General features: G+C 55.3%; 20 protein-coding genes and 1 tRNA gene. 10 read left to right on the plus strand and 11 right to left on the minus strand.

What is annotated here, in order from left to right:
- Positions 1-15: 15 nt before the first annotated feature.
- The 3 genes from F8N80_RS01165 to F8N80_RS01175 all read right to left on the minus strand — a co-directional run bounded on the left by F8N80_RS01165 (position 16) and on the right by F8N80_RS01175 (position 3,059).
- On the minus strand, positions 16-768 hold the full coding sequence (locus F8N80_RS01165) for a GntR family transcriptional regulator (RefSeq protein WP_150783010.1): 753 nt from the start codon (positions 766-768) through the stop codon (positions 16-18).
- Positions 769-974: 206 nt separating this feature from the next.
- Positions 975-1,943 carry a Gfo/Idh/MocA family protein gene (locus tag F8N80_RS01170; protein WP_150748586.1) on the minus strand — a complete coding sequence of 323 codons (969 nt, stop codon included), beginning with the start codon at positions 1,941-1,943 and terminating at the stop codon, positions 975-977.
- A gap of 228 nt (positions 1,944-2,171) precedes the next feature.
- On the minus strand, positions 2,172-3,059 hold the full coding sequence (locus F8N80_RS01175) for a Dyp-type peroxidase (protein WP_150748587.1): 888 nt from the start codon (positions 3,057-3,059) through the stop codon (positions 2,172-2,174).
- 355 nt (positions 3,060-3,414) lie between these two features.
- Here F8N80_RS01175 and F8N80_RS01180 point away from each other — a divergent pair, with 355 nt between their 5' ends.
- Together F8N80_RS01180 and F8N80_RS01185 are read left to right on the plus strand one after the other, a co-directional pair.
- Positions 3,415-5,040, plus strand: coding sequence for an NADP-dependent glyceraldehyde-3-phosphate dehydrogenase (locus F8N80_RS01180; protein WP_150748588.1), 1,626 nt, complete (start codon positions 3,415-3,417; stop codon positions 5,038-5,040).
- 56 nt (positions 5,041-5,096) lie between these two features.
- Positions 5,097-6,128 carry an FUSC family protein gene (locus tag F8N80_RS01185; protein WP_150783011.1) on the plus strand — a complete coding sequence of 344 codons (1,032 nt, stop codon included), beginning with the start codon at positions 5,097-5,099 and terminating at the stop codon, positions 6,126-6,128.
- A 7-nt stretch (positions 6,129-6,135) separates the two neighbouring features.
- On the opposite strand, the gene F8N80_RS01190 is transcribed toward F8N80_RS01185, so the two are convergent.
- On the minus strand, positions 6,136-7,029 hold the full coding sequence (locus tag F8N80_RS01190) for a DMT family transporter (RefSeq protein WP_150748590.1): 894 nt from the start codon (positions 7,027-7,029) through the stop codon (positions 6,136-6,138).
- Between the two features lie 135 nt (positions 7,030-7,164).
- Here F8N80_RS01190 and F8N80_RS01195 point away from each other — a divergent pair, with 135 nt between their 5' ends.
- Complete coding sequence (locus tag F8N80_RS01195; protein WP_150748591.1) at positions 7,165-7,605, plus strand: Lrp/AsnC family transcriptional regulator; 441 nt, start codon at positions 7,165-7,167, stop codon at positions 7,603-7,605.
- A 495-nt stretch (positions 7,606-8,100) separates the two neighbouring features.
- Here the strand turns inward: F8N80_RS01195 and F8N80_RS01200 are convergent, their stop codons facing one another.
- The gene (locus tag F8N80_RS01200) at positions 8,101-8,772 is read right to left on the minus strand and encodes a Bax inhibitor-1/YccA family protein (RefSeq protein ID WP_150748592.1); all 672 of its coding nucleotides are present in this window, start codon (positions 8,770-8,772) and stop codon (positions 8,101-8,103) included.
- A gap of 123 nt (positions 8,773-8,895) precedes the next feature.
- Between F8N80_RS01200 and F8N80_RS01205 the strand changes: the two genes are divergently transcribed.
- The 4 genes from F8N80_RS01205 (at position 8,896) to F8N80_RS01220 (ending at position 13,199) form a co-directional block, all read left to right on the plus strand.
- A tRNA-Ser gene (locus F8N80_RS01205) sits at positions 8,896-8,983 on the plus strand.
- 213 nt (positions 8,984-9,196) lie between these two features.
- Positions 9,197-9,406 carry a hypothetical protein gene (locus tag F8N80_RS01210; RefSeq protein WP_150783012.1) on the plus strand — a complete coding sequence of 70 codons (210 nt, stop codon included), beginning with the start codon at positions 9,197-9,199 and terminating at the stop codon, positions 9,404-9,406.
- A gap of 379 nt (positions 9,407-9,785) precedes the next feature.
- Positions 9,786-9,887 carry a hypothetical protein gene (locus tag F8N80_RS32070; RefSeq protein WP_191632836.1) on the plus strand — a complete coding sequence of 34 codons (102 nt, stop codon included), beginning with the start codon at positions 9,786-9,788 and terminating at the stop codon, positions 9,885-9,887.
- A gap of 276 nt (positions 9,888-10,163) precedes the next feature.
- Complete coding sequence (locus tag F8N80_RS01220; protein WP_150783013.1) at positions 10,164-13,199, plus strand: NACHT domain-containing protein; 3,036 nt, start codon at positions 10,164-10,166, stop codon at positions 13,197-13,199.
- A gap of 343 nt (positions 13,200-13,542) precedes the next feature.
- On the opposite strand, the gene F8N80_RS01225 is transcribed toward F8N80_RS01220, so the two are convergent.
- A complete protein-coding gene (locus F8N80_RS01225; protein WP_150783014.1) occupies positions 13,543-14,166 on the minus strand; it encodes a hypothetical protein in 624 nt (207 codons plus the stop codon).
- Positions 14,167-14,836: 670 nt separating this feature from the next.
- Between F8N80_RS01225 and F8N80_RS01230 the strand changes: the two genes are divergently transcribed.
- The 3 genes from F8N80_RS01230 to F8N80_RS01240 all read left to right on the plus strand — a co-directional run bounded on the left by F8N80_RS01230 (position 14,837) and on the right by F8N80_RS01240 (position 16,093).
- Positions 14,837-15,055: a hypothetical protein gene (locus tag F8N80_RS01230; RefSeq protein ID WP_150783015.1), complete on the plus strand. Its 219-nt coding sequence runs from the start codon at positions 14,837-14,839 to the stop codon at positions 15,053-15,055.
- Positions 15,055-15,294 carry a hypothetical protein gene (locus F8N80_RS01235; RefSeq protein WP_150783016.1) on the plus strand — a complete coding sequence of 80 codons (240 nt, stop codon included), beginning with the start codon at positions 15,055-15,057 and terminating at the stop codon, positions 15,292-15,294. Before F8N80_RS01230 ends, F8N80_RS01235 begins: the two co-directional genes overlap by 1 nt.
- Before the next feature lie 115 nt (positions 15,295-15,409).
- Complete coding sequence (locus F8N80_RS01240) at positions 15,410-16,093, plus strand: SOS response-associated peptidase family protein (RefSeq protein ID WP_150783017.1); 684 nt, start codon at positions 15,410-15,412, stop codon at positions 16,091-16,093.
- Between the two features lie 48 nt (positions 16,094-16,141).
- On the opposite strand, the gene F8N80_RS01245 is transcribed toward F8N80_RS01240, so the two are convergent.
- The 5 genes from F8N80_RS01245 to F8N80_RS01265 all read right to left on the minus strand — a co-directional run bounded on the left by F8N80_RS01245 (position 16,142) and on the right by F8N80_RS01265 (position 20,462).
- Complete coding sequence (locus tag F8N80_RS01245) at positions 16,142-17,206, minus strand: hypothetical protein (protein ID WP_150783018.1); 1,065 nt, start codon at positions 17,204-17,206, stop codon at positions 16,142-16,144.
- A 112-nt stretch (positions 17,207-17,318) separates the two neighbouring features.
- Positions 17,319-18,152, minus strand: coding sequence for a hypothetical protein (locus tag F8N80_RS01250; protein WP_150783019.1), 834 nt, complete (start codon positions 18,150-18,152; stop codon positions 17,319-17,321).
- 169 nt (positions 18,153-18,321) lie between these two features.
- On the minus strand, positions 18,322-19,116 hold the full coding sequence (locus F8N80_RS01255; RefSeq protein WP_150783020.1) for a DNA adenine methylase: 795 nt from the start codon (positions 19,114-19,116) through the stop codon (positions 18,322-18,324).
- 150 nt (positions 19,117-19,266) lie between these two features.
- Positions 19,267-19,812: a lysis system i-spanin subunit Rz gene (locus F8N80_RS01260; protein ID WP_150783021.1), complete on the minus strand. Its 546-nt coding sequence runs from the start codon at positions 19,810-19,812 to the stop codon at positions 19,267-19,269.
- A complete protein-coding gene (locus tag F8N80_RS01265; RefSeq protein ID WP_150783022.1) occupies positions 19,803-20,462 on the minus strand; it encodes a glycoside hydrolase family 19 protein in 660 nt (219 codons plus the stop codon). The genes F8N80_RS01260 and F8N80_RS01265 overlap by 10 nt, the downstream gene beginning before the upstream one ends.
- Positions 20,463-20,485 lie beyond the last annotated feature (23 nt).

Consider the following 20,485-nt stretch of genomic DNA (forward strand, 5'->3'; position numbering starts at 1 on the left):
TCTTCGAGCTGTGGGTCATGCCTGATCCCCTTTTTGCCGGTCGATCCGCAGGCGGTACTGGAAGGCATCGCCGCGGTAGTAAAGGTGTTCGAAGTCCAGGGGCTGGCCGCTGGCGTCGTGGGTCAGGCGCTCGATGCGCATGATCGGCGCGCCGGCTTCGACGTTCAGCGCCTGGGTCAGGTCGCTGTCGGCGAGTACGGCGTCTATGGCCAGATCGGCGTGACCCAGGGCCAGGCCGCAGTCGTTCTCGAGGATCAGGAAAATGTCGCGGGTGACCAGATCGGCCTTCTCCAGCCGCTCGCCGATGGCCTTGGGCAGGTAGGTGATTTCCAGCGAGATCGGTTCGCGGTTGATCAGCCGCACCCGCTTGATCTGCGCCACGGTCTCCCCTTCAACGACCTGCAAACGCTCGGCGACGAGTTTGTCCGCCGGTATGAATCTGAAGCTGCGCAGGCGGTTGATCACCTCATAGCCACGACCGGTCATGGACTCGGCCAGGCCTTGCAAGGTGCTGACATTCTGAAAGGTTTTCGGTTTGGCGACGAAGGTGCCCTTACCGTGGATCTTGAAGATCAGGCCTTCTTTCTGCAGGTCCCCCAGCGCCTGGCGCACGGTGATGCGGCTGACCTTGAACAGCGCGCCGAGCTCGCTTTCGGACGGCATCTGGCTGTCTTGCGGGTATTTGCCGTCGAGGATGCGGGCGCGCAGTACATCCCGCAGTTGGGTGTGTAGCGGAACACTGCTCAGGGATAGAACGTTATCGGTCATGGCAGATCACTTGTTATAACGAGTTATGACGTGATCTTAAAGTTCTAATGGCGGTCCGGGAAATATTGTTTGGGCATAAGGTTAGATGCTCAGCGCTAATCCCTGTGGGAGCGAGACCGGCTTGCCGGCGAAGGCGTAGTGTCAGCCAACCTCATTGCTGACTGTACCAACGCTTTCGCCGGCAAGCCGGTCTCGCTCCCACAGATTCAACCGCGTTTGAGTATCCGGTCCATCACCCAATCGGTCTTCATCGCCTGCTCGGCCACCGCCGGATGCCGGGCTTCGCCCCGGATCTGCGCGTTCATGCCCAGCACGTGATGCCACTGGATGTGGTGGTGATTTTCGATGTGCAGGCTGAGGTGTTCATCGGCTTCAAGCTGAACCGGATGCTCATCGAATACGGAAAAGCTGATCCGCCCTTGGCTGCCGATCACCTCGACCCGATCCTCGCGCCGATCCGCGACAAAGTTCCAGCAACCCATACCCATCGCCCCGCTGGCAAAGCGCCAACTGGCACTGACCGCATCTTCGGCGGCATACAACCCGGCCTGTCGCGCAGTGAAACCGGCAACTTCGACGATGTCACCGAGCAGGTACTGAAACAGGTCGAGGCCATGGCTGGCCAGGTCTGCGAAATAGCCGCCGCCGGCAATCGCCGGATCGGTGCGCCAGTTGCCGGCACCGCTGCGATCCTCTGCCGACGGCGCCTTGGTCAGGGTCCAAGTCAGGTGCCGGACCTCGCCGATCCGCCCCGCTTCCAGCCATTGCCGCACTTGTTGGAAGCGCGGCAACGAACGTCGGTAATAGGACACGAACAGGTGCAGCCCGGCATCGGCAAAGACCTGTTGCATCTCCCGGCTTTGCCCGGCATTCAGCGACATCGGTTTTTCGACACAGCAATGTTTACCGGCGGCGGCCACCCTCAAGGCGTACGCGTAATGACTGTCGGGCGGCGTGGCGATGTACACCGCGTCCACCTCGGGATCCTTGATCAACGCTTCGACGTCAGTGCAGGTCCTGGCGATGCCGTGGCGCGCGGCATAATCGGCAACCGCCCCCAGTCGTCGCCCCATCACCGCCACCAGCGCCGAGCCGGGAGCCTTGTAGAAGGCCGGTCCGCTCTTGCGCTCAGCGACGCTGCCACACCCGATCATGCCCCAGCGCACCACGTTCATATTCACTCCTTGATAATTAGCCGACGCGCAATGCGCGCAAATCCAGACGACCGTCCTTGAGCGGCGGGCCCTGTAGGAGCCAGGCTTGCCGGCGAAGAACGATAACGCGGTATTACAGATACACCGCAGCGCCTGGTTCGCTGTAGGAGCCAGGCTTGCCAGCGAAAGCGGCCTCGAGCCTTGCGCCGCCAACAAAAAAGCCTTCGCCAGCAAGCCGGCTCCTACAGTTCAGCCGACGCGCAATGCGCGCAAATCCAGACGACCGTCCTTGAGCGGCGGGCACCAGTAGTAGCCGCCCGTGATCGGCCGACTCATGCGGTACAACCCGTCGGTAATGCCATCTTCCAGACCGCTCATGCGCCGCAGTTGGGCTTCGAACGCATCAAGGGAGAAACCGAAGGCGAGAAACATCAGGCCGGCGCGGTCACCTTCGATCCACGGCATCGAGCGGCGCACCACGAACGCTTCGGGGGCGAAGCTTTCCTGGGCGGTACGTTTGACGTGGGCGGAGATCGGCGCGTCGTCGAGTTCTTCGTTGTCGCTCAGCCGACGGCCCATGATGTTGTCCTTCTCATGGGACGCCAGCGCGTGAAAGCCCTTCAGGTCATGCTGCCACTGCTGGATCGCGGCGAAGCTGCCACCCACCTGGCCTTCAGCGCCCTCTCCCACCAGCGCGGCGGCCACGGCGGCTTCATCGTGGGGGTTTTCGGTACCGTCTTCGTAGCCGGTCAGGTCATGCCCGGTGAGGTGGCGGAAGGTTTCGTTCATCTGCACCAGGCGCAAGGCGGGCGCCAGGGCTGCTTCGATGGCGTTGCTGCGATTGAGCAACTCGCCACGGTCGACGCCGTGCAACCAGCACCACAGCGCGTGTTGGGTCGACGGGTTGTCGACGCCGACCCCGGTCAACGCCGGAAAGGCACGCAGACCCTCGATTTGGCCATGAAGCGCCTTGACCAGGGACTCGCCGAAACCGACCACTGCGGATTTACCGTCCACCAGCTGCATCAAGTTGCCGAGCGCGGCCGGGAGTGCAGCGGCGGATTCCAGTGCGAAGAACATATGACGGGCTTGAGGTGGGACTGGGGTGGCGAGAATGCCCGGCTGGTAGTGACTCATATGAACTCCTTTGGAAAGAACGCGAAGTTTACTCGCAGCGTTGACGCTTGTGTGTTGCCGGGGCAAAAGATCGCTGCTCGCTTATCACGGCGCACCGGGCACCGGGCTGGGACTTTGAACAATCAGGACGGCCAGCATGCCGTGGGTCATGACAAACCGTGCAGTAATCTGCTAAAACGATTCAGCTATGTTGATCAAGCACGCAGCCTGCAAAGAATTCAAACCACTGCGTGACGGCTTTACGGCCTGTCGCCACTACTTTCGACAGCCACATCGTGATCAGGCCTTGACCTGATCACCAAGCGTAGCGATAACAGACCTAATCCGCACCACCCAATCCAGACGGGGTAGCGACATGACCACTGCACATCTACTTGGCAATCTGTTTCCCTCTGCCGGCGACATCCCGGAAAAATACCGCCTCGACGGCCAGATCGAACAGCGTGAATACCTGGTCGACGGCGAGCTGAAAACCTGGGCCGGGCCTCTCGCCCAGGTCCGCAGCCCGGTCTACCTGAGCGGTGAAAACGGCGACGAACAAGTCATCCTCGGCAGCACGCCATTGCTCGACGCCGACACTGCATTGATCGCTCTGGACGCCGCCGTCCGCGCCTATGACCGGGGTCAGGGGTTGTGGCCGACCATGCGCGTGGCCGAGCGGATCCAGCACGTCGAAACCTTCCTCGGCCGCATGCGCGAACAGCGTGAAGCGGTGGTCAAGTTGTTGATGTGGGAGATCGGCAAGAACCTCAAGGACTCGGAAAAAGAGTTCGACCGCACCTGTGATTACATCGTCGACACCATCAACGCCCTGAAGGAACTCGACCGCCGCTCCAGTCGCTTCGAGCTGGAACAGGACACCCTCGGCCAGATCCGGCGCGTGCCCATGGGCGTGGCGTTGTGCATGGGGCCTTACAACTACCCGTTGAACGAAACCTTCACCACGCTGATTCCGGCCCTGATCATGGGCAACACCGTGGTGTTCAAACCGGCCAAGCTGGGTGTGCTGCTGATCCGTCCACTGCTGGAAGCCTTCCGCGACAGCTTTCCGGCCGGGGTGATCAACGTGATCTACGGCAGCGGCCGCGAGACCGTCAGCGCGCTGATGGCCAGCGGCAAGATCGACATTTTTGCGTTTATCGGCACCAACAAGGCCGCCAGCGACCTGAAAAAACTGCACCCAAGACCGCACCGTTTGCGCGCGGCACTGGGTCTGGATGCGAAGAACCCCGGCATCGTCCTGCCCGAGGTGGATCTGGACAACGCCGTGAACGAGGCCGTCACCGGAGCCCTGTCCTTCAATGGCCAGCGTTGCACCGCGCTGAAAATCCTCTTCGTCCATGAAGACGTGGTCGAGGCGTTCATCGATAAATTCAATGCCAAACTCGCCACGCTCAAACCCGGCATGCCGTGGGAAAGCGGCGTGGCGCTTACCCCGTTGCCGGAGGCAAGCAAGGTCGATTACCTGCACTCGCTGGTGGCCGATGCGGTGAGCAAAGGCGCCGCCGTGGTCAACCCCAACGGCGGTGAAGCCCGCGCCTCGTTCTTCTACCCCGCCGTGTTGTACCCGGTGACACCGCAGATGCGCGTCTACGAGGAAGAACAGTTCGGCCCGGTGGTGCCGATCGTGCCTTATCGACATCTGGACACGGTGATCGACTACGTCCTGGAATCGGACTTCGGCCAGCAGTTGAGCATCTTCGGCACCAACCCGGTGGCGGTGGGTCGGCTGGTGGACACCTTCGCCAACCAGGTCGGGCGGATCAACCTCAACGCCCAGTGCCAGCGCGGGCCGGACACCTACCCGTTCAACGGCCGCAAGAACTCCGCCGAGGGCACGCTGTCGGTACATGATGCGCTGCGGGTGTTTTCGATTCGCACGCTGGTGGCAACCAAGTTCCAGGAAACCAACAAGGAACTCATCAGCGACATCATCAGCGGACGCAGTTCGAGTTTCCTGACCACCGATTACATCTTCTAAGGAGATCAAGCCTGAGCACATTCAGGGCCCACCGACTGCCACCGCTGCTGCGCCGGATGCTGCGTCCGTTACTGGATCCGTATCGGCGCTATCGCCACGCCAGACTGATCCACGCGGTGCGCGTGTCGCTTGGGTTGCTGGCGACGATCCTGCTGACCACCGGGATCAACCTGCCCCACGGTGAGTGGGCGTCGGTGACGATGCTGGTGGTGATCGGCGGCTTGCAGCATCACGGCAATATCGGCAAAAAAGCCGCCGAGCGCGCCATCGGCACCCTGATCGGGGCCGGTGTCGGTCTGGCACTGGTGGCGCAAGAGGCCTGGCTGGGAATGCCATGGCTGACCTATTTCGCGATGGCCGTGGTGTGCGGTTTCTTCTCGTACCACGCCATCGGCAAGGGCGGTTATACCGCGCTGCTGTCGGCGATCACCGTGTTCATTGTCGCCGGGCATGGCGACAATCCGATCACCGACGGGTTGTGGCGCGGGGTCGACATCCTGATCGGCATCGCCCTGGCCCTGGCGTTTTCCTTCGCCCTGCCGCTGTACGCCGTTTATTCCTGGCGCTACAATCTGGCCGATGCCTTGCGCGACTGCGCGGCGATTCACGGCCGCATCATCAATGGCCAGTCGGTCAGCGATGACGAATACCATAAAATCATGGGCCGCCTGAACACGGTGATGGTGCAACTGCGCTCGCTGATGCCGTCGGTGTCCAAGGAAGTGCGGATTTCCATGACCGAACTCGAGGCCATCCAGCGTCATTTGCGCCTGTGTATCAGCACCCTGGAAATCCTCGGCAACACCCGACCGGAGGCCAACGACGCCGATGCCATGGCCAATCTGCGCTCCACGCTCAAAGCCGAACATCGGCTGATCCGGGTGCAACTGATCGGCATGGCCCGGGCGTTGAAATCCGGTGCCACCCAGCGCCTCAGTCGGCCCGCCGAACTGCCGACCGATGCCAGCCTGGATGTCCCTGTCTATAACGCCCTGGACGGTTACCGGCTGCTGAACCGCCAGCTGGCCGCCAACATCGGCCAGATGCGCCAGCGCCTGGCCAAGACCGCGCCGCGCTGGAACATCTGACGCTGGTTCATGGCGTGACCGTGCGCCGGAATTTCAGGGTCCAACCCTGCTGCATGCCCGCAGCCGCCAGTAGAATCGCGGCGACACCCAGCCATTGCAGGGGCTCCAGGCGATGGCCGAAGGCAAACCAGTCGACGAAGATCGCCGCAATCGGGTAGATGAACGACAACGCACCGGTCAGTGCCGTCGGCAGTTTTTGAATCGCGCCGTACAGCAGCACATACATCACGCCGGTGTGGACGATGCCCAGGGTCACCAGGCTGGCCCAGGCGCTGGGTGCTTGCGGCAGCGCCGAGAAGTGCGCGAACGGCGCGAGCAGCAGCACGCCAGTGCTGACCTGGATCAGCGCGATCAGGTGCGGCGGCGTACCGGTCAGGCGCTTGATGATCAGTGCCGCAATCGCATAAAGAAACGCCGCCCCCAGCGCCAGGGCGATGCCCATCAGGTAATCGTTGCCGCTGCCACCCTGGTCGCCATGGGCACTGACAATCGCCAGCATCCCCAAAAACGAGATGCCCAACCAGAACAGTTTCTGCAGGGTGATTTTCTCGTTGAGAAACAACGCAGCCAGCCCCACCAGCATGAACGGCTGAACGTTGTACACCGCGGTACCGATGGCAATCGAGGCGCGGGAGTAAGACGCGAACAGCAATACCCAGTTACCGACAATCGCCACGCCGCTGAGCACCGCCAGCAGGAAGGTAGTGCGGGTCAGGATACCGGGGCGCAGGAAGCCGAATGCCGCGCAAATCAGCACCAAGGTGCCGGCACCGAACACGCAGCGCCAGAACACCACGTCCAGTACCGGTTGGCCGGACACCAGCACGAACCAGCCGATGGTCCCGGAAATCAGCATGGCGGCGGTCATTTCGAATGAGCCGCGACGTATTGTCTTGTCCATCATCAGACTCCTGTGTTTGAGCCCAAAGTATGCCCATCCGCCTGGGGACTTCTCCAGCGCAAAAATCAGGCTAAACTCCAGTTCTGCCTTTTTTATCAAGGCGGTTCCGATTAATTGCCTAATCGAGGTTGCGCCATGACCGACGACATCGACCAGGTGCTGATCACGGCCTTGATGGAAGACTCACGGCGCTCACTCAAGGCCCTGGCGCACATCAGCGGGCTGTCCTCGCCCAGCGTTGCCGAACGCCTGCGCCGCCTCGAGGAACGTGGCGTGCTCAAGGGCTACACCGTCGAGATCGATCCCAGATGTTTCGGCTATCAACTGCAGGCCATCGTCCGCATCCGTCCGCTGCCGGGTCAGTTGCAGGAGGTGGAGCGGCAGATCCAGGCCATCCCCGAATTCACCGAGTGCGACAAAGTCACGGGCGACGACTGCTTCATCGCCCGCCTGCATGTGCGCTCGATGGAACAACTGGACACCCTGCTCGACCGCCTCAATAGCCACGCCGAAACCAACACCGCTATTGTCAAGAAAACGCCGGTTAAGCGCCGGTTGCCGCCGATGGCGTTCTGAGGGGCGGCGGGGTTGTTTGATCGTGTACATATCCGTTTCTGCGGTAACGGCTGCTGACGGTTCCGCTCTTACAGCGGGTCACTTGGAAAAGCGCCAAGTAACCAAGCGCTCTTGCCCCTGTCGTTCGGTGCCTCGCTAATGCTCGGCATGCCCTCGCTCCGGTCCTGCTCCGTGGGCCCGCCGCGATCGGCCATCCATGGCCGTGCGCGGCTAACCCGGCATCCATGCCGGGTTGCCCACTGCGCAGAACCTCCACTCGGCCTCTCGAGGGGGCGTACACCGCAAAAGCAACAGCAACAGCAACAGCAAAGCGAGGCGGCCTACCGGCCGGCCTATCCTTCGAAGCGTACGCCCCCCCTATAGGAGCAAGCTTGCTCCGGGCGGCGTTCCGACGATGGTCATTAACGATAACGCTGTGAGCCTGGTTCCCCGCGACACTTTATAAAGACAATAAAAAAACCCGCCGGAGCGGGTTTTTTTATTCAAGGCCGGCGATCAGTCATCGCGGCTCATGATGCCGAAGATCTGCAACAAGCTGACGAACAGGTTGTAGATCGATACATACAGGCTGATGGTCGCCATGATGTAGTTACGCTCGCCGCCGTGGATGATGGCGCTGGTCTGGAACAGAATGCAGACCGAGGAGAACAGCACGAAACCTGCGCTGATCGCCAGTTGCAGGCCGCTGATCTGGAAGAAGAAGCTGGCAACCACCGCACCCAGCAACACGAAGAAACCTGCAGTGATGAAGCCACTGAGGAAACTCATATCCTTTCGGGAGATCAGCACATAGGCCGACAGGCCGCCGAACACCAGCGCGGTCATCGCGAAGGCCGAGCTGACGACTTCGGCACCGCCCTGCATGCCCAGGTAACGGTTGAGGATCGGGCCGAGCAGGAAACCCATGAAACCGGTCAGGGCAAATGCCGACACCAGGCCCCAGGCGGAATCACGGAGCTTGTTGGTCAGGAAGAACAGGCCGTAGAAACCGATCAGCACCACAAAAATGTTCGGGTAACCGACCCGCATCTGCTGGGCGACATACGCCATCACGCCGCTGAATGCGAGGGTGAGTGCGAGTAAGCCGTAAGTGTTGCGCAGGACGCGGCTAACCTCTAGCTGCTCAGCCTGCACGCTGTTATTAACTGCGTAATCCTGTTCGCGCATGGCGACACTCCTGTTGGTTTGAAACGTTCAGTCGCAAAGATCATAACAGACGCTCTGTAACAAGCTATCGAGAGAGTTTGACAGTGTGTTTCATTCAGGTATTATGGCGCCCGCAACACAAACGGAGGTGTGGCCGAGTGGTTTAAGGCAACGGTCTTGAAAACCGTCGACTGTAACAGGTCCATGAGTTCGAATCCCATCGCCTCCGCCATTTTTATACGACAAAGCCCTGATTTTTCAGGGCTTTGTCGTTTCTGCGGTTCGGCGAAAACTCCACCACACCCAAAGCGTTACAAAACTTTTCGGGTGTCGTTACAAAACTTTCCGGTTTTCCCTTCATCTGCGCCCTGTCGACCGCTACGTTTTCACATCGTGTTTCACAGCATTTCGGATGCTACGCTGACCTCTTCACGGAGGATTCGCCATGCCAAACTCAGACCTGCTCCCTTCCCTGCTATTCAAGATCAACGAAAACCAGCTTGCCCTTGAGGCTGCCATCCTGGAGCTTTCAAAGTGGGTGGAGCAACGCGGATCAGCCGAGATCGCCGACAACGTTCGCGGGGCTCTGGAAACAATCGACCGCAATGAGGAGTTCATCAAGATGACACTCGCGGTGCTCATGACACCTGAGTGATTCCCCCGTCTCCAGCTCTAGGCCCCGACGTCCTACCTGCTGAGCAGGACCTGTTACAAGCCGAGTGAAGCCGGCCCAATGATGGATTGGACCGAGTGTCCATCGCGTACCAGTAATATTCGCCCATCATTAAATTCTGTCTCCTCTCTTACCCCTGTAGCAAATTCTAAGTAACCGTTTTCGGCTCCAATCCCGAGCACTGTCGCTACTGTCAAATACCTTTGTGCATTGGTGCCCAACCTCCACGAATCCAGACATTCATGCATTTTTCAAGATGCTACGTTTTCCTTCACGGAGGAATCGCGTTGCCAAATTCAGACCTGCTCCCTGAGTTAAAGGTTCGAGTGAACGGGGGCCTGCTGCTTTCAATTCCATAACCATGATATTGGATGCAGTCCTCGACGGGTTCGGTCTTGCATTTCTACCTCTAGATAAAGTCCAGGAGGATCTGGCCAGTAGCCGCTTGGTCAGGGTGCTGTAGGACTGGACACCTTGTTTCCCTGGTTATCACCTCTACTACCCGAGCCGTCGCCAGCCCCCCCCCCCGCTTTTGCACTTTTAGTGACGGCTTTTCGGAACAGGCTAAGTCGCTAGCCGAAAGCAATGGCAAGGGCGATCAAGTCCAGTGCTCGTCAGTAAGGCGTTGCGCTCATCGAGCACTTTCAAACGGTTCACCTAAACGAAGGCAAGGACGAAGTTTTCCGGTAGCATCGCGCTCTCTCGTAAACATACGGTCAAGACTCTAAGGAAGACGGACATGACGGCTACAACGGACTCGCCCAACCTTTCCGAAAAGGCATTGCAGTTAGCGGAAAAAGTGTTCGATGCTCTTTGGAGTGCCGGTGGACCTCAAGATGCATGGCATTGGGCATTATTGGTTTTGATCGTCTTGATTGCCGCAGGTGCCGTCGCGACCGTTACGTTCAAGGCCTTGGGCAGTGCTGTAGAGCATCTTGTAAAGCTTGTCGAGGTGTACAAATCAAGCGGTTTACCAATGTGGCTAAACGAGGACAATAAGTCGCGGGTACGTCGAAGAAAGCAATTTTGTGGAGTACTTGATGCCGACCTGGCTTACTTAGCCAAAGCAGAAAACTGGAATGATCAGTATTTCACGGACCTTGAAGCCGAAGTGGAGACTGAAGGGGGATATTACGCGACGGCCTGGCATCGACTGCGAAGAAAGAAATCATTTGGACTGCGCAAAGAACGTTCTCTCATTCAGGCAATCACCTCAAGCACCGAGCGCGCAATGCAGCTTGTGGGAGAGCCAGGATCGGGTAAAAGTGTTGCATTGCGCCACTTAGCCAAACAATTGGCAGAACAAGGAAGAAAATCAAACGACAAGAACGCTATAGTACCGCTTTATATCAACCTTCGTGAAATGGATAATAATTATATAGGCGCGGTCACTGCCAATGACGTGCGCGAATTCGTCTTGGAAAACATACGTCGAGGCGATGCCGACACATCGGCCTTCGTCCGGGAGAACTGGGACGATTATTGCAATAGAGGCATTTGGTTATTTTTGTTTGATTCGTTCGACGAAATTCCAGCCGTCCTGCATTCTGAAGCCGGAAGTAATGTAGTGCGGCAATATTCACAAGCAATTCGTCAATTCCTTGAGGGCATGGGAGAATGCAAAGGAATTTTAGCATCTCGCGAATTCAAAGGGCCGGAAGCCCTACCTTGGAAAAAGTTGCGCATATTACCATTGAGTGGACAAAAGCAGGATGAGTTAATCCAAAACTCGTTTCTAAACGCCTCTCAAATGAGTCTGGTTCGCCAACACCTTGCAAATTCGGATAATAGCATCGGCGCAACACCACTTTTCCTAACTTTACTTTGCCGATATGTAAGGGACGAACAACGCGCACCTACCAACGACCACGACATACTCTTGCAACATATCGAGCGATTAGCGAGGCGAGAACCCGAATATCTACAGCGTAAATATAAATTTACCGTTGAAGAGCTGATTAATGGTGCTGAACGTCTGGCACAACTGTTTGCTGAAGATGACACATTGAGCCTCGCGCCGACTCTTGATCAAATCGTAACCCAATTGCCAACACAACTATTTTCTAGAGAGTCTATTGAGCGGATGATATCGGCGCTCGTAGATTGCAAAATTGGTCGCGCCGACGTACCTAATGCTGCACATGGGGACCGACGATTCGCTTTCGCCCATCGGCGATATCAAGAAGCACTTTTTGTCCGGTACCTTGCGCGACATCCCGAAGCTATTTCAGCCGCAGAACTTCTTAACGAGCCTCGCTGGAGAGAATACACTGTCACTCTGCTACAGACGCGAGCGCCAGAAGAGATAAAAAATCTACTGGATCTCGCTTGCACGATGCTGGATGAGCGCGCGGCAAATCAGGCGGCAGAGGGACACGCCCTCCCCCCTCTTCCATCACATTTGATGTACTTCAACTGGACTGCTGAAATAGCAGTTCCTCTTCTTAGTCTGCTCCAGGAAGGACTTGCCCGCAGGTTACAAGATGTTCCAATCACGCTATCCAATGCAGTTCACCACTTTTTAGAGCCGCGATGGCAAAATGGAGACACCTGGGATAGATGTGAGGTGCTTCGATTAGGAGGCCTGTTGCCTCATAACATCCTAGTAAATTATCTAGTTGAATCTTTCGAAAATGGTACTGTTACAGAACGTGCACATGCGTTTAAGCTGGCAGCCTTTGCTTCCGGGTTACCGGAATCAACTCGGACTTCTGTTCTGTCGATGCTATCAGATCAAGTTCTTATAGCAAGAGATCGTGCTGATCAACTTAGTTTAGAAGCAATGGCTGCAAGACTTCCCGCGAGCATGGGAGCTAATTTTGTAGTATCTCGTGGAAACAAAATAAGAAGAAATTTCCAGTGGATACAGAGTTTAGGGGGAGCGATCCGCATTACTATCCCCATGTCGTTAATCGAACGATCCGCTCATCTATTAATGAGCACCTCTTCAAGTTTTACTCAGCACCTGAACAAAAGCGGCCAATCCTTGCCGACTGCGCTAGACTTGAGCTTTCCGCTATTTTTTCTTATATTCATATGGACTTTTTGCATGACAAAATTGTCAGGCGAATCTTCTAACATGCTTTGGTTAATATTTGCAATTACAACATTTGCAACTTTGAGTTATGCCTTAATGCTATGTCCGTACCTAGTTCGGTCATATGGAAAAGAAATTGGTTTTTCTGAGGCCGCAAGCTGGGCACTTCGACTTCTAACCCCTCGAAAATTTTTTGTATTTACGGTAGGTAGTATTATTCTAGCTTCGACAGCTATTATTATTGGATGGCCACTAGGTTATGCAGTAGACTGGGTGACTCGCACCTATTTTAATATTAATCTATTGAATGTTGAAAAACCAAGCTTTGGAAGCCGCATAACGATAGGCTTAATTTCTAGCATGTCTTTAGTTTATGCTATAGGCATTGTATCAATAGCTGTAAACGCCCGAAAAAACCATCATCGCACGAAACTTTGGAATAATAATCTAGATCGTTTGAAGCGTTCAGAAAGCTCAGATGTTTCCATTCTATACTCTGCCACCAATATTGATGAGCTTGCGTGCTGGCTGCGAACCGATGAAACTTTGCTCGATGAAGCTCCACCAATCAGAGGGTTTTCAAGCTTTGTGCTAGACTCAATACGACAACTGGTTGGCATGAAAGCACCCAACTTCAACAAGTTACCAACCTGTCTGAGCTCAGATAAACTAAACATTTGGAAATTAGAACAAATGCGGCAAATATTAGAGGAGCGTTTCAAAGGATCTTCACACTAAAAATGATCCAACCTAACCTTATTGTCGTCAATGCGACGTTTGCTAGGCTAAAACGCAAGTCAGCAGTCACGCACGTCCATAACGGCGTTTATGGTAAATCCGGCGAGGGATCAGCTCTCGCCGACGGGCGCTTATGTAAAGACCGCTTTCGACCCTAGCTGGGTGAAAATGTTTTAGAGCACGTTTGATAGTCAGGATCGCAACGAAAAACGCGATCCTATGCAAATCAAACACTGGCAGAGTGCTTCCCCTCAAGCAGAGACAAGCTGAGCCTGGGGTTTGGGGAGCAACGGAACAGAAAGTGCACTTAAGCTCAGTCGCTACCCAGCATATTTTTCCAGCTTCACTTCACTATGAGATTGGTTTTACGGATTGAGGCTTTTACCTCAACTGCCAAAGAGTCAGCTAAACTTCCAACTGGTGCCGAAACTAATGTTTCCATATAGGATTGCCACTTTATATAGGTGTCATTAACCGCGTCATACTTGGCTTTCTCAGATTTTATTATTCCATTTTTTTTATAGAAACTTTTATAATAATAGTTACCCACCACTGACTGCGAGTCAAAGGAGCACCTAGATACCTTTTGCTTTAGCTCTCGATTTCTTTCGCGATCTCTGTCTCCACCCAGCACGGGCGTCCCGATAAAACTTCGCTGCAACTCACAATCATTAACCGACGACTCTAACAAGTCCATCATATTTTTAGATGGTAAATCACCTGGCGTTATCAATGACTGAAGCTGCTGCTTATATGGCATACTTGCATACGCAACAGACTTCTTACTAAGACTATCAATTTCTGCTTGCGGCACCCCACTTTCCTTTAGTATGCCAGCCACTCTATCAACGCTTTCTTTTAATATTTCTTCATCTGTTAACATTTTATGTGGTTCTGGGGGCGGAGGAGTATAAACCTGACACCCAACCAATCCAAGATAAAAAAAGGTCACAGCTAGACGCTTCATATTTACAACTCCATTTAAAATTCAGTTCCTTCCGATAGTTTTAACTCTACCATATGGAATTTCGTTAGCCATTTACCACGACACATTCCGAGCCTTGAGCCATGCCGCTTGAGAATTACCCACAGCAAAAATAACTTCAAGGTAAAAATCTACACATAATGGGGTTTGAGGAGCAATGGAACCGTGCGACCTGAGGTCGTCTGAATTTCTGTTTTACTGGAGAGTTTTCTCTTGATGAAACCGGTTGTTCCATCAACCGTTTCCTACCTGGACATGCGGAGCCGGTAACAGCTCAGTGTGAAGCTCTGGGGACAACGTACCCGCCGATTTATTCGGTACGCCTACCCGCGAGGGGACGCGGAATCTACCAGCACAAAGGTGGTGAGGGGCTAGGAACGAGCGGCTACGACCAACATATGTGAACCTCTGTTAAACGTCGTCATGCTCAACAAGCCAAATGTGCTAAGTCACCAACGCAATCGGAAGGGCCAGTCCAGCACTGCGAATAACGGGACATTCGTTCAATGGCCCCCGTCATCTAAGCCCACTCCGGTGGGCTTTTTTGCGCCGGTTGGACGCCAGAGGGGCGGGGTCTGGTCTACCCTTCTCCCGGTGCGTGGTGTGACGCGCATTCCGCGACCTTCGCTCCTCACCATAGGCCTACTTTTCAATGTCCGTGCCCTACCTGCCGCTGGCCGCCTGGAACAAACACTGGAAAGTCGACGGCTCGCGGGTGCGCTGTCGGCTGTGTAACCACGTCCAGGATCTAACGCAGGCCGGCGCTTTTACCCATGCGCCGTACTGCAAAGCTCGCACCGTCGAACCCCAATACCCCAGTCGTGAGCTCGCCACGCTGCTGCAGCAGAAAATCCAGGCCGGGTTGTTTTGATGCGCGCCGGGATTCAGGAAGACGCGTTGCGCACCATGCTCGAGGGCGGTGCGGTGCGCGAGGTGCTGGTGAGCCGCCACGGCGACAAATGGGGTTTGGCGATTCGCCTGGGCGGCGCCGGTTCGCGCTGGATGCCGGTGCGCTCGCGGCGCGAAGCGATGCGCACTTGGGCCAGCCTGACGGCCGTCGGCAAGTTTGCCGACCACCTCGGGCTCAAGGGCTTCGCCGTCGAACTGTGAGCGGCCATGATCGCTTCGATCCGCATGAAGACTGCCCGATGTGCTAGGGCCGAGGGTTTATAACGAAGTCTTTAACCACGGGTCTACCCTGAATGTACACCAGGAGAAACCGACCATGTGCGGACGCCTTTCCCAGTACCGCGGCATTCACGACTTTGTGGCGGCGCTCAGCATCCCCAACGCCCTACTCAACTATGCCGGCGATCAACCTTTCGAGCGCTATAACGCCGCGCCGACCACCCAGCTCGCCCTCTTTCACCGGGATGGTGAATACCTGCGCGCTGACATGGTTCGTTGGGGCTGGCGCCCACACTGGGCCAAAGACCGCGCCGCGCCGATCAATGCCCGTGTGGAGAAAGTCGCTCACGGGCCATTCTTCAAAGCCATCTGGCCGCACCGCGCGATCATTGCGATCGACAATTGGTTTGAGTGGGTTTACGAAGGCGGGCCGAAGAAACAGCCCTACTTGATACGTCACCGCGACCGGACACCCATCCTCTGTGCCGCGATTGGCCAGTACCCCATCGGCGAACACGAGGCGGGTGAGCATGACGGCTTTGTGATCATTACCGCCGACAGCGCCGGCGGCATGGTCGACATTCACGACCGGCGGCCGGTGGCGTTATCTCCGGAACTGGCCCGGGAATGGATGGACCCGGCGACGCCCAAGGAACGCGCCGAGCAGATGGTGTTTCACGAAGGCGAGCTGAGCGAGGCGTTCGAGTGGTTCAAGGTTGACCGGGCTATCGGCAATGTCAGGAGTCAAGGACCTGCGCTAATACTCCCTATCGAGGATTGAGCCACGAAGACTATTGCCTCTAATAAAACCAGACCGGCCAACTTAATTTCACTTTGTTATTACAATCGTCGCTTCGACATCGCCTTTGCGAGAACCGGTAATAAAATTTCGAGTTATGAATGGCTTGTCATTATGGTAAGTTTGAATCCTACCGGACACACCCGCCCTGCCGCTAAAATTAATCACAGTAAACTTATACTCCCCTGCTGGAGCCTCCAACGGAACGGATATATTTTCTGGTCGTGCCCCTTTGGTATCATCAATGTCTAGAGTGCATTCCCCACGTGTAGACTGCTTCTTAAAATTACAGGTATTCCCGGACGGTGTATCGACTCTCAGATCAAGGTCACTACCACCCTCCCACGTAAGCGTTGCCATAAGTGAAAGCTTTTCGATATCGGCATTCACTTCCACTGCTGAACATTTCTCACGAACACAAACCTTTATTTCATTTCGTCCTGACTTAAGAGCAACCTTGGTGTCAAACGAACCGGTATTCGATGTCAGCACTTGTTGACTGGCACCATTAAACTGCACATCTAAGACACTATTCGTGGCATAACCCTGCGTATCCCCTGACACATCAATAATCCTCGAGGACGTGGTGGCTCCGTTCGCAGGAGATAAAATCCTAACGGGCTGAGCTTTGATTTTCTTATTAAGATCATCTAGCTCGCTTAGCGCACCGAACGGCCCTTTCGATGCAGAAGCCGTAGACGCCGACTTATTACCCTCAAGCTCTCCAAATGCGTTTTTTATCGTACTTGAAGTGCTGCTAGCTTCGGACTCCTTATTAACTTTTTTCTTTGGATCCGGCCGTTTACATACAAAGGTTGCTTGCGTAACCTTGCATTCAAATTCACCAGAATTACCACACTGCTTACATTGCTCGTACCCCGCAAACTGCAGCTTACCAAATCTCCATTCGGCACCTAATGCTTCACACTCGCGATGCGCATCATTCAGAGCCCCCGTGTGAGCCAAATTTAGTGCAATAGGACGAGCGTGACAGGTTTCAGTGCTTCCCTCGGCAACGATGATCTGTGTATCCGCTGAGGGTGACTGAAAAGGAACTACGCACAAGAATGAACCGTAAAATAAAGCCAGCTTCAAACGGCAAGCACTGTGGCGAATTGATCGCATACTTAACATAACACCCCCAGCAAAACAGAGAATTTAACGCCAGCCACGATTAAAATTGATTACAAAGCAATCAACTCATAGATTACTGCTTACTTGCTATCTCAACCATCTCGCTATAGTGCGCACCTTTTTTACCCCATTGATCAAGATAAGCTTTTGCCAAACTTGTAGCTGAGTTCTTCCGCCCTGTTTTATCTAACGTGAAGACATAGTAGTAGGCAAGCACCTCTTCAATCTCCATATTATTCGCATCCAGCGCCTTGAACACGCGCCGGAATCGAGGCAACGCTTCTTCATACTGCTGACTCTTAAGCATGTCAGTAATTTTTTTCATTTCTATTTCAAGCGCGATTTCTTTATCCATCCCCGGATACAGCTCAAACTTTTTCGGATCATCATAAATAAACTGAAAGGTGTAATTAGTCAGTTTATTGAAATCACCCACTGTCCTTGGCGCTTGATTTTTTGTGCCCGAAGGAATATGAAAACCAAGATAATCTTTAGTCTTGACACCCGATTGTAAAACATAACCATTTAGAGAAAAAAGCTCATCACTAGAACTAGCCGGGCTATAAGCTATCGAAAAAACCTCCCCTACACTCAGGGTATGATGATACATCAAAGACAGCCATGGAAACGATTCTTTATTAACACAATGTTTTGAATAACATAGATTGCTGGAGCCAACTATATCCTCATAGACTGTTCGACCATCGAAACTCACAACATTTCGATCATAGGCATTAACGTGGGTCATTGCCTTTTTTACTACCATGCGCGCAGACTCGGGAAGACTATTAAGCAGTGTATCTTCAGGTAAAGGTTCATCGTTAGAGGAACAATAAGTGCTAATCAGGCTTAATAATGTCAGCGCCACGAGCCGCATCGGACTTACCTGCGAGGATAGTTTTTTCATATAATCTTCCCGAGTGATTTTTAATTTTTGCTAACGCAATATCAATATGCCATGAAAATACCTCTCAGCCAACCAGACCGTAACCGATTACGGTTAGTCTCCAACGCTCATAGCCGGAGATCGTCGGCGCCTCATATCTATAAAAGTTAAAGCAGGAGGAGTTCTCAGCCTAAAATAATCCGCCTAAATCTGCAGGATCCCAGTTCATGATGATCAATTCGCCAGTCACCTCAGCCTTTCCTTGCCGCAGATTGGTGTTGCAGTAACGGATGTCCAGCGTCTCGAAGTGAAAACCATCAAACACCCGGCGGATATCTGGATGATCGTTGATGCTGACCATAACCTTGCCTTTGCAGCGACGCATAAAGTCGGCCATGCGCTCATAGTTCTCGAACGGAAAGTCCACGCCATACCCAGCGGTCTGCCAGTAAGGCGGGTCCATGTAGTGGAAGGTATGGGCACGATCATAACGCTCCGCGCATTCCAGCCAGGGCAGATTTTCGACGTAGGTTCCGGATAGACGTTGCCAGGCAGCCGAGAGGTTTTCCTCGATCCGAAGCAGGTTAATGGCCGGGCCGGTGGTGGCGGTACCGAACGTCTGCCCGGTGACCTTGCCTGCGAAGGCATGGTGTTGCAGGTAGAAAAATCGAGCCGCCCGCTGGATATCAGTGAGCGTTTCGGGGCGGGTCATTTTCTGCCACTCGAACACCTGCCGGGAGCTGAGTGCCCATTTGAACTGGCGCACGAATTCTTCCAAGTGGTTCTGCACGACGCGGTACAACGTCACCAGATCGCCGTTGATGTCGTTGAGGACTTCAACGGGCGCGGCCTGAGGACGCATAAAGTAGAGCGCGGCACCGCCAGCAAAGACTTCGACGTAGCATTCATGTGGCGGAAAAAGCGGAATGAGGCGGTCGGCCAGGCGGCGTTTGCCACCCATCCAAGGGATGATAGGTGTAGACATTGAGTGCAAGACCTTTACTGTATGAATAAACAGGTGTTAGGCTCGCCGCGCTTTGTGCACGGAGCAAGAGCCTTGGCTGGACTTGCAGGGACGTTCTGCAGGGACGGCGGCTGGTTTGGATGTTGACGCATTCAATCCGGCCGCTCTTTTTCAATTCGGTGTTGAAACTTGTTTGGCATAGGCCTGACAGGCCGCCAGCGCAATCAATCCGGCATCGCCGTCGTCGGTGATGCCGATAATTCGTTGCGCATGCGCTGGCTCAAGTTCGAGTCTTGCGGCGCCATGAACCACGCCGCCGGTCCCGGCGGAGGCTGGCACTGGCCCACCACCACTGGCGGGGTGGCCTCTGGCGAGAAGGACTGACAACCGTAGTTCGCCAGTAGCAAGGCGATCGCGCAGGCGTTTCTGATTAGCTTGTTCACGCTGTAATTCCTGGTAGTGGCTTTCGTCGTTGGTCTGTAGCCGCGCCTCGAGCGCGCCGCGATCGGTCTTCTGCTGTTCCAGCTGGGCCACCACCAACGCCAGTTGCTGGCCGTGCTGCTCGGCGGCCTTCTGGCCCTGCTTGGCCAGCGCCTGACCATAACGCCAGTCCTGTATCTGCCAGGCGCTGCCGGCACTCAGTCCGGCCAGCAGCACAAGAGCGAGTACTAGCGCCAGGGCGCGATAGCCGGCAGGTATCCAGTCGATCAGGCGCATAACACCGCCTTGGCCTTGGCCCACAGCTCGCGGCGCTCGGCACGACCGTTACCGCCACCGTTGACCACGATGCTGATGCCGTCGAACAGCCCGAGGTCGGCCTTGTCGCTCAAGCCGCGATCCCACCAGAACCAGGCTGCCGACAGCGCCGCGTATTCCGGTTGCTCCAGCAGCTCGGGCTGTTCCAGCAGCGGCAGGTTCAGCGCCTGGCCGCACAGCCGGTAGTTGTCGCGAAAGGTGATGCCGATCAACCCCCGAGCGCGGTACTTGAAACCATCCCCGGACGCCTCGGGACCGTTACCGTAACGAGCGCCATACACGCGATTGGCCAGCTTTTCCGAGTTGCGCAAATAGCCCTTGGCAAACTCGACCTCGACCGGATCGACGCGGCCGTTATGGTTCAGGTCAAAGCCGTACTTGAACAGCTGCGCGACTCGCTCGGCGTCCTTGTAGTACAGGCTTTCCGCCAGTTTGGTCAGCTGCGCCGATTCGTGGCCGATCTGCGCCAGAAACGCCGCCTGGCGCGCCCGGGTGTTGATATCAAAGCGGGCCATGGCGCGGTTGAGCGCTGGCAGGAACGCACCGACCACCGGTCGGCAGTTGGGCAGGATGGCCAACAGGTGTTGTTGGGTAAGCGGGGGGTAAGCCATTGCATGAACTCCAGGCACAAAAA

Origin of the sequence: Pseudomonas fluorescens (assembly GCF_902497995.1) — a bacterium.
Classification (GTDB): Bacteria; Pseudomonadota; Gammaproteobacteria; order Pseudomonadales; family Pseudomonadaceae; genus Aquipseudomonas; species Aquipseudomonas fluorescens_BK.